The organism is Pseudomonas sp. zfem002, from assembly GCF_032621685.1.
Taxonomy (GTDB): Bacteria; Pseudomonadota; Gammaproteobacteria; order Pseudomonadales; family Pseudomonadaceae; genus Aquipseudomonas; species Aquipseudomonas japonica.
The window spans coordinates 115,260-130,126 of the sequence record NZ_JAVYJH010000012.1 but is presented as its reverse complement, the minus strand read 5'-3'; the positions used below and the strand labels follow the sequence as shown (position 1 = coordinate 130,126).

The window sequence follows — 14,867 nt, the reverse complement described above, 5'->3', positions numbered from 1 at the left end:
GAACCTTGTGGGGGTTGGCTGGCCAGCGACAGGCAGGAAATCGGATGGTCTGGCGGGGAGCCACATCAAGGCGGCCAGGTGCCTGTCTTGGGCCTTGTAGTGCCCTCCAGATCGAGCGCCGCCCGCGCGGCGCATCGCGGATGAATCCGCTCCCACATTTGTTGCAACGTACCTATGCCTGACAGGCCATGGTTGTTCGCCTTGTCGGTACGACGCGATACCGAGCCGAACCTGACTGAGCTGGTCAACTTTTTCCGGACACCGCAATGTGGGAGCTCAGGCTATTTGCCGCTCATACTGGTTGGGCGGTAGATAGCCCAGGGTCGAATGCAGTCGATCCTGGTTGTAAAACTTCACGATATAGTCGGTAACATCCTTGATCCAGTTGCATGGCGCTGCACACCAGCTCGGCACGCATGTGAGGCGCCATGGACCAGCCTACGATCTTGCGTGAAAACAGATCCATGACGGCCGCCAGGTACACCCATCCGCTGCGCGTTCGGATGTAAGTGATATCTGCGACCCAGGACTGGTTGATGCCTTCTGGCATGAACTGACGGTTGAGCAGGTTTTCAGCTATCGGCAAGTCGTGATTACTGGTGGTGGTATGAACAAACTTGCGCTTCCAGGCGCAGCGCAAGTCGTACTGCTTCATCAAGCGGCGAACTTTGAACCGGCCTACGGACATTCCCTCCTGACGCAACGCGCCCACCAGACGGCGGCTGCCATAGCAGTCTCCAGATGACGCAAAAGCGGCTTTAAGCTTGACGCCCATCGGGCAGACGGACTCGGGCTTCGCTTGTCGCTGGCGGGCCTCATAGAAGCCCGAACGACTGATCCGCAGCACCCGGCAGACATGCGTCACCGGGAACGCCTTGCTTTGTAGCTGGCGAACCAGTTCATGGATCACTTCAACTCGCGGGCAAAGAAGGCCGTAGCTTTTTTTAGTATGTCGTTGTCCATCTTCAGCTCTCGGACTTGCTGCTCAAGCTGGCGAATTCGCTGCTGTTCACTGGTCAGCGGATTGCCTATCCCAGCTCCGCACGCTCAGGCCTTGATCAACAATCATCTTGCAGACCTGGAGTTTGAACTCGGTGGTGAATCTTCTGTACTTCTTGGTCATCGGGGGTACTCCTCAGTAGGGGGATTCTCCCTAATTGAGGTGTCCGGAGCCATTAGACCAGCACAGAGTGACCCTCCTTATCCTGGGAGCGAGCTTGCTCGCTCCCACAAAAGAACTCGCAACGCTTCAACCCCGCGCGAACGCCACCGCCCGCTCCACCTGTTCCCGCGTCGGCCGCACCCCGGTGTACAGCACGAACTGCTCCAGCGCCTGCAAGGCAATCACTTCCAACCCGCTGATCACCTGCTTGCCCCGCGCCTCGGCGGCCACGATCAGCGGCGTGCGCGCCGGCATCGCCACCACATCGAACACCACCCGCGCCGCCTCGATCGCCTCCTCGGCAAAGGCCAGTTGCTGCGCCTCGGCGCCACCGGCCATGCCGATCGGCGTGACGTTCACCAGCAACGCCGGACGCAGCTCGCCCAACTCCGCCCGCCATTGATAACCACAGTTCCCGGCCAGACGCCGCCCCGCGTCCTCGTTGCGCGCGACGATGGTGCCCTGGGCAAAACCGGCGTCCCTGAACGCACAGGCCACCGCCTTGGCCATCCCGCCACTGCCGCGCAGGGCGAACGTCGCCTGGGGGTCCAGTCGGTGCTCGTCGATCAGCTGGCGCACCGCGAGGTAGTCGGTGTTGTAGGCCTTCAGCTGGCCATCGCTGTTGACGATGGTATTCAGCGAATCGATCGCCGCCACCGACGGATCCAGTTCATCCACCAGGGCGATGCTGGCTTCCTTGTAGGGCATCGACACCCCGCAGCCACGAATGCCCAGGGCGCGTATCCCGCCGATCGCGGCCGCCAGGTCGGCGGTGCTCATGGCCTTGTAGTAGTAGTCCAGCCCCAGTTGCGCGTAGAGGTGATTGTGGAAGCGCACGCCGAAGGTGCCGGGGCGCCCGGCCAGGGAGATGCACAGGACGGTGTCTTTGCTGGGGGTCATGACGGACTCCTGGAAACCACGAAAGCCCCCAGTATGCCCAAGCCGGCCAACGACCGCTGATCGGCCCTTACAAAACCTTTACCCAGCGCCCTGGCGAAACCTTTTGAAATACTGGTCATAGTGGTATCCCCGACCCGTCATGCGGGCGGTGTTATGCCCTGCAAGGAGTCCACATGAACCGTCATATCCCCGGTATCGCCCTGCTGATCGGTGCCATGGCCCTGTCCGGACAAGCCTCCGCCCATGGTGGTGGCTGGGGACCGGGCCCGGTGCTCGGCGCGGCTGTCGTGGGTGCCGTGGTCGGTGCCGCGGTATCCGGTGGCCACGACCGCACCGTGGTCGTCGAACGCCAGCCCTACTACTACCCGCCACCCCCGCCGCCGCCGGTGTATTACCAGCCGCCGCCGGCACCGGTGGTGTACTACCAGCCGTACCCCGTGGTGGAACGCTATGTGCCGGCGCCGCCACCGCACTACCGCCGCTACTACGGCCCGCCGCCGGTCTATTACGGACCTGCGCGCTGGTAGTGGATTTCATCAATGACCACTATTGAGAACACTGATTTCACGCAGGCCGCATCGACGTTTAAGGTACGAGCCATGAGTCCCGCAGGAGTAAGCAACATGGCCACGATCAGCATCATGTCCGTTGTCGGCAGCGCAGTTCCGCCCGCCTTGAGAGAAGTCGGCCTGCTGGTCTGCTGGTACCTGGTGCGCGATGGCGAAAAGGTCGGCGGCCCGATCACTTCGCTGCCGGCTGCCCAGGCCCGGGTGCGCGATATCGCCCCTGAGTCCTTCGAAGCCTGACTCGACCCTCTTTCCTTGTGCGTTGCTCCGCACACCTCCCCTTGCCCCGCCTTCATGGCGGGGCTTTTTATTGGGTGCACGCAACGCAACGGCGGTTGTTTAGGCTCGCAGCGGTGAACGGCAATTAAAGATTATTCATATTCGAACTAAGCCCCGGACGGCAATCGACAGGTTCCCAGCCATACTCCAGAATGTCACGCTTAGAAAAATAAAAATCCTTGCACTGCCAACGACATACCCTCTTTTAGTGAGCACCTACGTGAAAACCTCTCTTTCGATTCTCAGTCTGCTGCTGTTGCTCACTGGCACCGTCGGCGTTACCTCGACCGCTGTTGCCCAACCCGCCGTCCAGGCCCAACGTGACCCGTCCAAGCTGCACCTGGCCTCCGGCAGCGCCATGCTGGTCGACCTGCAGACCAACCAGGTGCTCTATTCCAGCCATCCCGACATGGTTCGCCCGATCGCTTCGGTGACCAAGCTGATGACCGCCATGGTGGTGCTCGACGCCAAGCAGTCCATGGACGAGACGCTGACCATGACCATCGCCCAGACCAAGGAAATGAAGGGTGTCTATTCGCGCGTGCGCCTGGGCAGCGAACTGAGCCGCCGCGAGACCCTGCTGATCACCCTGATGTCCTCGGAGAACCGTGCCGCGGCGACCCTGGCCCACCACTATCCGGGCGGCTACGGCGCCTTCATCAAGGCGATGAACGCCAAGGCCAGGGCGCTGGGCATGACCAGCACCCGCTACGTCGAGCCGACCGGCCTGTCGCCGAACAACGTGTCCACCGCCCGCGACCTGACCAAACTGCTCCTGGCGGCGCGCAACTACCCGCTGCTGGGCGAGCTGAGCACCACCCGCGAGAAGACCGTGGCCTTCCGCAAGCCGAACTACACCCTGGGCTTTCGCAACACCGACCACTTGGTGAACAAGCCGAACTGGGACATCAAGCTGACCAAGACCGGCTTCACCAACGATGCCGGGCACTGCCTGGTGCTGCTGACCCGGATGGACAACCGTCCGGTGGCGATGGTGATCCTCGACGCCTTCGGCAAGTACACCCACTTCGCCGATGCCTCGCGCATGCGCCAATGGCTGGAGACCGGCGCCACCAAGCCGGCGCCGGCGGTGGCGGTGCGCTACAAGGCCGAGCGCAGCCAGAACCGGCCGCAGGTGGATTGAGAAAAGCAAAAGGCCCGGCGTGACAGCCGGGCCTTTTCTTTTGCCTGCGGAAAACTCAGGCAGTGGTGCTCACCGAACCACCGGCGGTGGTGTTACCGGCTTCGGTCAGCGCCTGCATCAGCGCCGACGTCGCCTGCAACAACTGGCCGGTGACGGTCGCCACGGCAGCCTGGGCCGCGGCCACGCGCACCGCCTTGGCCTGTTCGTCTCCCTTGCTCGCCATCGCGGCCTGCAGCTGCTTCTGCTGCTCGGCCAACTGCTGCTGCAGCTGTTTGACCTGCTCACGCAGTTGCTTGATTTCCTGCGACTCGCTGGACTCGGCGGTGGACGCCTTGGTCGCTGCCGGCGCGCCTTCGCTGCGCAGCTTCGACATGTCGCCGCGCACCGTGCCTTCCGGTACCGCCGAAGGATCGGAGGCGACATTGGTCTTGTTGGTGACGTTGCTGAGGGTGCCGGCCACCGACAAATTCGATGCCAGCGCCTTGAGGTAATCGGCCATGAGAAAAAACGTCCTGAAATATGGGATCCAAACAGGCCATCGGCCGTCAGCGAGGGATCTTTAATGGTCCTGCACAAAACGCCTCCTTGCTCGCGAAGCGGCCGCAAAGGCGCTATCCCGGCTGTGTCAGGCCTGCTCGGGATGGCAGTGTCACGACGGCTGCGCCGCCGTTCGCTCCCACAAGGGTCTCCACAACGGCCGAACCAGCGGTAAATTTCCCCCCACCCACTTCGTCCTTCCCCTGACACCCGACCACTGCCCACCTGAATCGCGACCGAGATGGCAATGACCAGACCCCGCTCCCGCAAAGCCCTGTACTTCGGCCTGCCGCTGGCCCTCGCCGTGGGCATCGGCGCCGCTGCCGCCGGCTGGCTGTACTGGCAGGAAGACACCGGCTACCCGCGCAAGATCGTCGAGCAGGCCAATGCCTTGCACGAGCACATGATTTCCTTCGACAGCCACATCACCGTGCCCCTGGACTTCGGCAGCGCCGGCCACGAGGCCGACAAGGACGGTCCGGGCCAGTTCGACCTGGTCAAGGCCGGCCGCGGACGCCTGTCCGGCGCAGCCCTGACCATCTTCGGCTGGCCGGAGCTGTGGAACGGCCCCAACGCCCCGCACCGGCCAACCCCGGGCTTCGTCGACGAGGCGCGCAAGCAGCAGGAAGTGCGCTACCAGATCATCAGCGGCATGGTCCGCGACTTCCCCAACCAGGTCGGCATCGCCTACACCCCGGACGATTTCCGCCGCCTGCACGGCGAAGGCAAGTTCGCCATCTTCATCAGCATGCTCAACGCCTACCCGCTGGGCAGCGACCTGTCCCAGCTGGACCTGTGGACCGCCCGCGGCATGCGCATGTTCGGCTTCAACTACGTGGGCAACAACGCCTGGTCGGATTCGTCGCGGCCGCTGCCATTCTTCAACGACACCGCCGATGCCCTCGGCGGCCTGTCGCCGATCGGCGAACAGGCGGTGACCCGGCTCAACGACCTGGGGGTGATCATCGACGTCTCGCAGATGTCGACCCTGGCCCTGGAAGAGGTCGCCCGCCTCAGCCGCGCGCCGCTGGTAGCCTCGCATTCGGCGCCGCGAGCGCTGGTGGATATCCCGCGCAACCTCAGCGACAAGGAACTGCAACTGATCAAGGACAGCGGCGGCGTGGTGCAGATCGTCGGTTTCCCCACCTACATCAAGCCCCTGAGCAAGCCGAGCCTGGAACAGCTCGAGGCCCTGCGCGCGCGCTTCGACCTGCAGCCCCTGCAGGGCCTGGCCAATGCGCTGATGCCGGGCGACGCGGTGATCGCCATCTGGCCCGAGGCGCGCTTCGGCGAATACGCCAGCAGCCTGTACGGCATCGTCGAGGCCGAGCCCAAGGCCGGCCTCAAGGAATTCGGCGACGCCATCGACTACGCGGTGAAGAAGGTCGGCATCGACCATGTCGGCATCGCCTCGGACTTCAACGACGGTGGCGGCCTGGCCGGCTGGAAGGATGTCAGCGAGATTCGCAACATCACCGCCGAACTGCTGACCCGCGGCTACAGCGAGGCGGACATCGCCAAGCTATGGGGCGGCAACTTCCTGCGGGTCTGGGAACAGGTGCAGAAAAGCGCCCGCCCTGTCGCCACCCTCACGCCTTGAACCGGACCGCTCGCGCCATGACCGACCGCCGTACCTTTCTCAAGCAGGCCGCCATTCTCGGTGCCGGCCTGCCCTTGGCCAGCACCCTGGCCAACGCCGCCGAACACACCGCGCCGGCCGCCGCCAGCACAGCGTTCAGCGGCCCGGACAAGTGGCGCCAGCTGCGCGCCCTGTTCCCGCTGGACCCGGATACCGCGCACTTCGCCAACTTCCTCGTCACCGCCCACCCGCGCCCGGTGCAGGACGCCATCGACCACTACCGCCGCGAACTGGACCACAACCCCGCGGCGCTGATGGACTGGGAAAGCCAGTACGAGTGGAATCGCGAAGGCGAGGTCCGCGAGTGGGCCGCGCGCTACCTGGCGGTACGCCCGCGGCAGATCGCCCTGACCGGCAGTACCACCGAGGGCCTGGGCATGATCTACGGCGGTCTGAACGTCGCCGCCGACCAGGAAATCCTCACCACCGAGCACGAGCACTATTCCACCCACAGGAGCCTGGCGTTCCGCAGCCAGCGCCAGGGCACCCAGGTGCGCAAGCTGCGCCTGTTCGACAACCCCTGGGACATTTCCAGGGACCAGGTGCTGACCACCATCGACCAGGCCATCCGCCCGCAAACCCGCGTGCTGGGCATGACCTGGGTGCACTCCGGCAGTGGCGTCAAGCTGCCGGTGGGCGAGATCGGCGAGATCGTCCGCCGCCACAACCGCGACCGCGACGAAGCGCGGCGGATCATCTACGTGGTCGATGGCGTGCACGGCTTCGGCGTCGACGACATGAACTTCGCCGACTTCAACTGCGACTACTTCATTTCCGGCACCCACAAGTGGATGTTCGGCCCACGCGGCACCGGGATCATCTGCGCCGCCTCGGAGAAGCTCGGGCCGCTGACCCCGACCATCGCCACCTTCTCCCAGGAAGAAGACTTCGCCACCATCATGACCCCCGGCGGCTACCACGCCTTCGAGCACCGCTGGGCCGCCGGCAAGGCCTTCGAGCTGCACCTGCAACTGGGCAAGGCCGAGGTGCAGGCGCGCATCCACCAGCTCAACGACCGGCTCAAGGAACGCCTGCTCGAACACAAGCGGATCCAGCTGGTCACCCCGCGCAGCGGCGAGTTTTCCGCCGGCTTCACCTTCTTCCGGATCCAGGACCGCGACGCCGATGCCATCGCCGCCTACCTGGTGGACAACCGGGTCATGTCCGATGCCGTGGACCGCGATGTCGGCCCGGTGATCCGCATGGCCCCGGGCCTGCTCAACGACGAGCAGGAAATCGATCGGGCCACGGCCCTGCTGATCAAGAAACTCTGAATAAGGCCCTGCCCATGACGCTTACCCTTCCCCGCCTGACCCTGGCCGCGCTGCTGGCCGCCACCAGCCTGTCGGCCATGGCCGCCGAGCAGAAGCCCGGCACGGTGTTTCGCGACTGCAAGAGCGCCTGCCCGGAAATGGTCGTGCTGCCCGCCGGCACCTTCACCATGGGCACGCCGGACGACGAACTGGGCCGCCAGGCGGATGAAGGCCCGCTGCACCCGGTGACCTTCGCCAGGCCGTTCGCCATCAGCCGCTTCCAGGTCACCGCGGGCGAGTGGGACGCCTATGTCCGCGAATCCGGAGTGAAGATCGCCGACGGCGACACCCGCCCGGGCCGCGAGTGCAAGGCCAGCAAGCCGCGCTACAAGCAGGGTCCGAAGCAGCCGGCGGTGTGCATGAGCTGGTACGACGCCCAGGCCTACGCCGCCTGGCTGTCGAAGAAGACCGGCAAGCACTACCGCATGGTCAGCGAGGCGCAGCGCGAGTACGCCGCCCGCGCCGGCAGCAGCGGGCCGTTCCCGTTCCCGCTGGACCCGGACGCCGAGTACGAGATCAGCCGCAACGCCAACGTCTACGGACCGAAGGATGGCTACAGCTACACCTCGCCGGCGGGCAGCTACCCGGCCAACGCCTTCGGCGTGCATGACATGCACGGCAACGTCTACGAATGGGTCGCCGACTGCTACCACGACAGCTACGCCGGCGCCCCCGCCGACGGCAGCGCCTGGACCGAGGCGAACTGCGAGAACGTCAGCATCCGCGGCAACGACTGGGGCGAGGCGCCGATCTTCTCGCGCTCGGGCAACCGCAACAACGCGGGACCGGAGGCGCGCGGGGACTGGCTGGGCTTCCGGGTGGCGCGGGAGCTTTGAGGGGCCGGGGGTAAATTTTTTCCCGCAGGATTCGTTCGAACAAGAAATGGGGCCGCTTTGCGGCCCTGGCTACTGAAACCTGGAGGACCGCAGTTAGCACATCAGTCATTCGGGAGCTGCCGGACGGCTCCGCAAATGAGTATGAAAAACCGTCTCTGAAGCATTTTCTTACATTTCCTCTGACGGTTTTCCGTTTCTCATCCGTCCTTATAAGTGCAGCCACCAGGTTGAGCGTTGGCTCGACCCCACTTTTTACGAACAAGACTGATGCAATGGCCCAACAATCGAAAAAGTCCAAATCCAGGTTGTGGTTCCTGATCCACAGCTGGCTCGCCCTGCCGATCTGGTTCTTCGTGCTGATCGTCTGTGTCACCGGCACCCTCGCCGTGGTCAGCCAGGAAATCGTCTGGCTGGCCAACCCCGACGTGCGCGCCAGCCAGCCCGACGACGCCGCCGAACGCCTGAGTTTCCAGCAGGTGCTCGACGCCCTGCACAAGGCCGAACCGGACATGGCCGTGCGCTACATCAGCCAGCCCGACGGTTCGCACTTCGCCCTCAACGTCGCCGTGACCTTCCCCGACGGCACCGCGCCGATCCTCTACGTCAACCCGTACACCGGGGCGATCCAGGGCAAGAGTCCGGACTTCAACTTCGAGAGTTTCACCCGCGCCCTGCACGGCTGGTGGCTGGTGCCGTTCACCAACGGCTACAGCTGGGGCTGGTACCTGGTGTCGCTGCTCGGCCTGCCGATGCTGGCCTCGCTGGTCACCGGCCTGGTGGTGTACAAGCGCTTCTGGAAGGGCTTCTTCAAGCCGACCCTGCGCTTCAACCATGGCCCGCGGATCTTCTGGGGCGACTTCCACCGCCTAAGCGGCATCTGGTCGATCTGGTTCATCGCGGTGATCTCGATCACCGGCACCTGGTTCCTGATCCAGGCGATCCTCGCCGACAACCACATCAGCATCTCCACCGAGCCCGTGGTGCCGGTGATCGCCCGCGAGGACGTGCCGCGCTCCGAGAGCCGCGCGCCAGTGGCGCGGATCGATGTCGACGAGGCCACGCGCATCGCCACGTCGCAGATTTCCGGCCTGGACGTGAGCTTCGTGCAGATGCCCGGCAACGCCTATGGCCACCTCTACCTGGGCGGTCGCGGCTGGTATCCGCTGATGTTCCAGACGGTCAACGTCAACCCGTACACCAGAAACATCGACACCGCGTTCCTGGTCTCCGACCGCTCGGCCCTGGAGTTCGTCACCGAATCCATGCGCCCGCTGCACACCGGTGACTTCGGCGGCCTGACGATCAAGCTGATCTGGGCCTTCTTCGGCCTGCTCCTGTCGATGATGGTCCTCAGCGGCCTGCTCATCTGGAGCAAGCGCACCGCCCAGGCCACCGCCGCCGCGCTCAAGCGCGCGGACAGACCGGCGCGAGCACGCAAGCTCGGCCAGGACAGCGCCACGGAGGTGCAGCCATGAGCCAGGTACACAACGCCGTCGCCGCCCCCTCGCCCCTGAAGCAGTGGTGGCTGAAGTGGCGCTTCCACCTGAACATCCTGCTGTTGCTGATCCCGCTCGGCTTCATGCCCAGTTACTTCGCCGACATGAAGATGTTCCGCGGCGAGGCCGGCCTCGGCGCGACGCCGATCGACAACATCCAGGTCGGCCCGTGGCAGGTGAGCCTGGCCGAACTGTTCGACGAAGCGCCGCGCCCGAACGGCCCGGCCGGGTATTTCAAGAGTTTCAACCTGGCGCTGTGCCAGGCCTGCATCGGCGAGGTCAAGGCCGCTTACCTGCGCATCGGCAAGCCACGCAGCCTGCGCGCCGCCGGCACGATCTTCTTCGGCACGCCGTACCGCATGGGCACCAGCCTGCCGGTACCGCCGCGCACCCGCAGCGACGCCGAACTGTGGATCACCCTCGAAGGCTGGGACGGCAGCATGCACCAGGCGGCGGTACCGCTGGCCAAGGCATCCCCCGCGACCCTCGCCTGGCTCGACAAACAAGGAGGCAAACCATGACGTTCAAGGCCGGCAGGCTCGCCCTGCCGCTGTTCCTGCTGGGCCTGGCCGGTCCGGCCCTGGCGCACAACCCGATGTGCCAGTGCGAGCCGCTGGCGGGCGACCAGATCAAGTGCACCGGCGGTTTCTCCGACGGCAGCGGCGCGCCGGGGGTGACCCTCGACGTGATCGGCTACGACGAGACCATCCTGGTCCCGGGCAAGCTCGGCGAGGACTCGACCCTGACCTTCAAGCGCCCCGCCGGCGAGTTCTACGTACTGTTCGACGCCGGCCCCGGCCACGTCGTGGAAATCGACCATGCCGACATCGGTGAGCCATGAGCCGGGTCCAGGTCGTGCGCCCGGCCGGCGCCGGGCATGAAACCCTCTATGTGGCCCTGGTCGCCCTGCTGATCCTGGTGCTGGCCGCCACGGTGGTCAGCCTGCGCGGCGAGCGCGAGGACGAACCGTCCATCGCGGCCCACCAGCTGGATGCCCGGCGCGACCTGAATGCCGCCGAGCAAGGCATCTACACCGACCTGCGGGTGGCCTTCGACGAGATCCAGGCGCGCCGTGCCGAAGAGCCCGGCCTGGTCAGCGTCGAGCTGCTCGCCGCGGAAGGCTTCGCGCCGTTTCTCGCCGACGCCAGCAGCGTGACCCGCGGCGGCCACCAGTGGCGCCAGGTCGACGCCGTCTACCTCGGCCTGAGCCCGCACCCGGAGATCGCCGGCAGCTTCCTCCTGCTGGTGCCCGCGGCCCACGACGGCGTTGCCGATGTGTGGCTCAACCGCGACGCCAACCCTGTCCTCCCCGCCGAACACTCCGCCGACGCCCTGCAGGCCGCCGGCTGGAAGCAGATCGCCGCCCACTATGACGCCGGTGTGACCCGCCAGCATCAGCACTGACCCGCCAAGGAATGCCCATGCTTCGCTCCGTCCTCGTCCGTGTTTTCAGCCTGTTCGTCGCCCTTGCCCTGCCCGCCCTGGCCATCGCCGACAATGGCAAGCCGCTGCGCATCGGCATCACCCTGCACCCGTACTACAGCTACGTCAGCAATATCGTCGGCGACCGCGCCGAGGTGGTGCCGCTGATTCCGGCCGGTTTCAACCCCCATGCCTACGAGCCGCGCGCCGAGGACATCAAGCGCATCGGCTCGCTGGACGTGGTGGTGCTCAACGGCATCGGCCACGACGACTTCGCCGACCGCATGATCGCCGCCAGCGAGAAGCCGAACATCGCCACCATCGAGTCCAACGCCAACGTACCGCTGCTGGCCGCCACCGGCATTGCCGCCCGCGGCGCCGGCAAGGTGGTCAACCCGCATACCTTCCTGTCGATCAGCGCCAGCATCGCGCAGATCAACAACATCGCCCGCGAACTGGGCAAGCTCGACCCGGACAATGCCAGGTACTACAGCCAGAACGCCCGCGAGTACGCCAAGCGCCTGCGCAAGCTGCGCGCCGACGCCCTGGCGCAGTTGACCGAGGCGCCCAACCCGTCGTTCAAGGTCGCCACCATCCACGCCGCCTACGACTACCTGGTGCGCGAGTTCGGCCTGGAAGTCACCGCCGTGGTGGAACCGGCCCACGGCATCGAACCGAGCCCGGCGCAGTTGAAGAAGACCATCGACCAGCTGCATGCGCTGAACGTCAAGGTGATCTTCTCGGAGATGGACTTCCCCTCCGCCTACGTCGAGACCATCCAGCGCGAGGCGGGGGTGAAGCTCTATCCGCTGACGCACATTTCCTACGGCGAATACACCCGGGAGAAATACGAGGTGGAAATGAAGCGCAACCTCGACACCGTGGTCCGCGCGATCAAGGAGAACCAGGCATGACCGTCGCCGAAGCCGTGGTCGCCGCGCCCTGCGGCCCGTCCATCGAGTTCGATGGCATCGACCTGACCCTCGGGCGCACGCGCATCCTCGACCAGGTGCGTTTCCAGGTCGCTGCCGGCAGCGTGCACGCCATCGTCGGGCCCAACGGCGGCGGCAAGAGCTCGCTGATCAAGACCCTGCTCGGGCAGATGCCGCACCAGGGCCGCCTGGCCCTGGGCTGGCCGGACGAGCGCCAGGTGATCGGCTACGTGCCGCAGGCCCTGGAGTTCGACCGCGGCCTGCCGATGACCGTCGACGACTTCATGGCCGCCATGTGCCAGCAGCGCCCGGCCTTCCTCGGCCTGTCGCGCCACGCGGCGCCGGCCATCGACGCGGCGCTGGCGCGGGTCGGCATGCAGGACAAGCGCAAGCGACGCATGGGCGCGCTGTCCGGCGGCGAGCGCCAGCGCGTGCTGCTGGCCCAGGGCCTGATCCCCGCCCCGCAGTTGCTGGTGCTGGACGAGCCCATGTCGGCACTGGACGAAGCCGGTGTCCAGGTGTTCGAGCGCCTGCTCGGCGAATGGCGCCAGGCCGGGACCACGGTGCTGTGGATCGAGCACGACCTGGAAGCCGTGGCGCGCCTCGCCGACCGGGTCACCGGCCTCAGCCGGCGGGTGCTGTTCGACGCCACACCGAAGGAAGCGCTGACCCCCGAGCGCCTGCTCGGGCTGTTTTCCATCCACCCGCGCAGCGAGAGCACCGCCCGATGAGCTACGAAGAATTCCGCCTGCTGATCCAGGGCTGGGCCGCCGCCGGTTACCTGCCAGCGGCGCTGGCCTACGGTTTCGTGATCAACGCCCTGCTCGCCGGCCTGATGATCGGCCCGGTGCTCGGCGGCCTCGGCACCCTGGTGGTGGTCAAGCGCTTCGCCTTCTTCTCCGAGGCGGTGGGCCATGCCGCGCTGACCGGCGTGGCCATCGGCATCCTCCTCGGCGAACCCTATACCGGCCCTTATGGCAGCCTGTTCGGCTACTGCCTGCTGTTCGGCATCCTGCTCAACTACCTGCGCAATCGCACCGGGCTGTCGCCGGACACCCTGATCGGCGTGTTCCTCTCGGTGTCCCTGGCCCTGGGCGCCAGCCTGCTGCTGATGCTGGCCGGCAAGATCAACGTGCACATCCTCGAGAACGTGCTGTTCGGCTCGGTGCTGACCGTCAGCGGCCACGACCTGGTGGTGCTGGGCATCGTCGGCACGCTGGTCCTGGGCCTGGCCCTGCCGCTGTACAACCGCATCATCCTGGCCAGCTTCAACCCGCAGCTGGCGGCGGTGCGCGGCGTCGCGGTGAAGAGCCTGGACTACCTGTTCGTGGTCCTGGTGACCCTGGTCACGGTGGCCGCGGTGAAGGTCATCGGCGCGATCCTGGTCGGCGCCCTGCTGGTGATTCCGGCCGCCGCGGCGCGCCTGGTCAGCCAGTCGCTGAAGGGCTTCTTCTTCACCTCGGTGCTGATCGCCACCTGCAGCACCCTGATCGGCATCCTCCTGCCCATCGTCTTCGACCTGCCGGTGCCTTCGGGCGCTGCGATCATCCTGGTCGCCGGCAGCTTCTTCGCCCTTGCCGCGCTGGCCCGCGGCCTGGTTCCACGCCTGCAAGGAAACCCGGCATGAACTCGACCCTCAAGCACCTGAGCCTGGCCCTGCTGCTGGCCGGCCTGCCCCTCGCCGCGCAGGCCGCACCCGCCGCACAAGCAGCGGCGCAGCAAGGCGCCGGCATCACCGTCCTGGCCTCGCTGCCGGTGACCTATGCCCTGGGCAGCCTGCTGCTGGACGGCACCTCGGTGAAGCTGCAGCGCGCAGCGCCGGACAACCTCCCGGCCAGCCGCCAGCCCTCGTATTTCAGCGGGCGCGGCGCGGCCAGCCTGCAGAAGGCCGCGGGCAAGGCCGACGCGGTGATCGGCCTGCGCTCGATCTGGAGCGACGACCCGCTGTACCCGGTGGCGCGGCGCAGCAATATCCGCATCGTCGAGATCGACGCCGCGCGCCCGGTGGACGGTGCCCTGCCGGGCATCGCGGTGCAGGGCAACAACGTCATCGCCGCCTACCCCTGGCTGAACCCGACCAACATGGGGCGCATGGCCGATGTCCTGGCCAGCGACCTCGGGCGCCTGTCGCCGGCCGACCAGGCGAAGATCCAGGCCAACCTGGCCGGGCTCAAACGCCAGTTGCTCGACCTCAGCGCCGGCAGCGAAGCGAAACTGGCCGCGGCGGACAACCTCAGCGTGGTCAACCTGTCGGATCGCCTGGGCTACCTGATCGGCGGGCTGAACCTGGACCTGATCGATCACCCGCAGGTGGCGGACGAACAGTGGAGCGCCGAACAGCTCAAGCACCTGGGCGATGAACTGAAAGGCCAGGACGTGGCGCTGGTGCTGCACCACAAGCAGCCGCCGCAGGCGGTGGCCGAGGTGATCGCGGCGTCCGGGGCGAAGCTGGTGGTGGTGGATACCGATGCGGCGGACAGCGTGGCGGGGTTGAAGGCCGGGGTGGCGCAGGTGGTGGAAGCGCTGGTGGCGGCCAAGGGCTGATGCGCGATGGCCGTCCTGCGCAACCCGATAATCTAGAGCGATCCGCACGGCACGACAACTGACAGAACAGCCAGCTGGCAGGGCACGACTCGCTTCT

16 protein-coding genes and 1 pseudogene are annotated in these 14,867 nt (G+C 66.1%); 14 read left to right on the top strand and 3 right to left on the bottom strand.

The window, feature by feature from the left end; all coding sequences use genetic code 11:
- Positions 1–276: 276 nt before the first annotated feature.
- A pseudogene (locus tag RTI28_RS15535) lies at positions 277–1,123 on the bottom strand (IS3 family transposase).
- 126 nt (positions 1,124–1,249) lie between these two features.
- Positions 1,250–2,062, bottom strand: coding sequence for a shikimate 5-dehydrogenase (locus RTI28_RS15530; RefSeq protein ID WP_316921261.1), 813 nt, complete (start codon positions 2,060–2,062; stop codon positions 1,250–1,252).
- Positions 2,063–2,235: 173 nt separating this feature from the next.
- On the opposite strand from RTI28_RS15530, the gene RTI28_RS15525 reads away from it, so the two are divergent.
- The 3 genes from RTI28_RS15525 (at position 2,236) to pbpG (ending at position 4,051) form a co-directional block, all read left to right on the top strand.
- Positions 2,236–2,589, top strand: a complete 354-nt coding sequence (locus RTI28_RS15525; RefSeq protein WP_316921260.1) for a hypothetical protein — start codon at positions 2,236–2,238, stop codon at positions 2,587–2,589.
- Between the two features lie 96 nt (positions 2,590–2,685).
- Positions 2,686–2,868: a hypothetical protein gene (locus tag RTI28_RS15520; protein ID WP_316921259.1), complete on the top strand. Its 183-nt coding sequence runs from the start codon at positions 2,686–2,688 to the stop codon at positions 2,866–2,868.
- 259 nt (positions 2,869–3,127) lie between these two features.
- Positions 3,128–4,051 (top strand): D-alanyl-D-alanine endopeptidase, encoded by a 924-nt coding sequence (pbpG, locus tag RTI28_RS15515; RefSeq protein WP_316921258.1) that lies wholly within the window; start codon positions 3,128–3,130, stop codon positions 4,049–4,051.
- 55 nt (positions 4,052–4,106) lie between these two features.
- Here the strand turns inward: pbpG and RTI28_RS15510 are convergent, their stop codons facing one another.
- Positions 4,107–4,550, bottom strand: coding sequence for a hypothetical protein (locus RTI28_RS15510; protein ID WP_316921257.1), 444 nt, complete (start codon positions 4,548–4,550; stop codon positions 4,107–4,109).
- A 285-nt stretch (positions 4,551–4,835) separates the two neighbouring features.
- Between RTI28_RS15510 and pvdM the strand changes: the two genes are divergently transcribed.
- From pvdM to RTI28_RS15455, 11 genes are all read left to right on the top strand, one after another.
- Positions 4,836–6,188, top strand: coding sequence for a pyoverdine-tailoring dipeptidase-like protein PvdM (gene pvdM, locus RTI28_RS15505; RefSeq protein WP_316921256.1), 1,353 nt, complete (start codon positions 4,836–4,838; stop codon positions 6,186–6,188).
- Between the two features lie 17 nt (positions 6,189–6,205).
- On the top strand, positions 6,206–7,501 hold the full coding sequence (locus RTI28_RS15500) for an aminotransferase class V-fold PLP-dependent enzyme (protein ID WP_316921255.1): 1,296 nt from the start codon (positions 6,206–6,208) through the stop codon (positions 7,499–7,501).
- Between the two features lie 14 nt (positions 7,502–7,515).
- A complete protein-coding gene (locus RTI28_RS15495; RefSeq protein ID WP_316921254.1) occupies positions 7,516–8,376 on the top strand; it encodes a formylglycine-generating enzyme family protein in 861 nt (286 codons plus the stop codon).
- Positions 8,377–8,648: 272 nt separating this feature from the next.
- Positions 8,649–9,851, top strand: a complete 1,203-nt coding sequence (locus RTI28_RS15490) for a PepSY domain-containing protein (RefSeq protein ID WP_316921253.1) — start codon at positions 8,649–8,651, stop codon at positions 9,849–9,851.
- Complete coding sequence (locus tag RTI28_RS15485; protein WP_316921252.1) at positions 9,848–10,393, top strand: thiamine pyrophosphate-binding protein; 546 nt, start codon at positions 9,848–9,850, stop codon at positions 10,391–10,393. The genes RTI28_RS15490 and RTI28_RS15485 overlap by 4 nt, the downstream gene beginning before the upstream one ends.
- A complete protein-coding gene (locus tag RTI28_RS15480) occupies positions 10,390–10,713 on the top strand; it encodes a hypothetical protein (RefSeq protein ID WP_316921251.1) in 324 nt (107 codons plus the stop codon). Before RTI28_RS15485 ends, RTI28_RS15480 begins: the two co-directional genes overlap by 4 nt.
- Complete coding sequence (locus RTI28_RS15475; RefSeq protein WP_316921250.1) at positions 10,710–11,276, top strand: DUF6162 family protein; 567 nt, start codon at positions 10,710–10,712, stop codon at positions 11,274–11,276. The genes RTI28_RS15480 and RTI28_RS15475 overlap by 4 nt, the downstream gene beginning before the upstream one ends.
- A gap of 17 nt (positions 11,277–11,293) precedes the next feature.
- Complete coding sequence (locus tag RTI28_RS15470) at positions 11,294–12,208, top strand: metal ABC transporter solute-binding protein, Zn/Mn family (protein WP_316921249.1); 915 nt, start codon at positions 11,294–11,296, stop codon at positions 12,206–12,208.
- A complete protein-coding gene (locus tag RTI28_RS15465) occupies positions 12,205–12,957 on the top strand; it encodes a metal ABC transporter ATP-binding protein (RefSeq protein WP_316921248.1) in 753 nt (250 codons plus the stop codon). The genes RTI28_RS15470 and RTI28_RS15465 overlap by 4 nt, the downstream gene beginning before the upstream one ends.
- On the top strand, positions 12,954–13,853 hold the full coding sequence (locus RTI28_RS15460) for a metal ABC transporter permease (protein ID WP_316921247.1): 900 nt from the start codon (positions 12,954–12,956) through the stop codon (positions 13,851–13,853). Before RTI28_RS15465 ends, RTI28_RS15460 begins: the two co-directional genes overlap by 4 nt.
- A complete protein-coding gene (locus tag RTI28_RS15455) occupies positions 13,850–14,770 on the top strand; it encodes a metal ABC transporter solute-binding protein, Zn/Mn family (RefSeq protein ID WP_316921246.1) in 921 nt (306 codons plus the stop codon). The genes RTI28_RS15460 and RTI28_RS15455 overlap by 4 nt, the downstream gene beginning before the upstream one ends.
- The last annotated feature ends 97 nt before the right edge of the window (positions 14,771–14,867 follow it).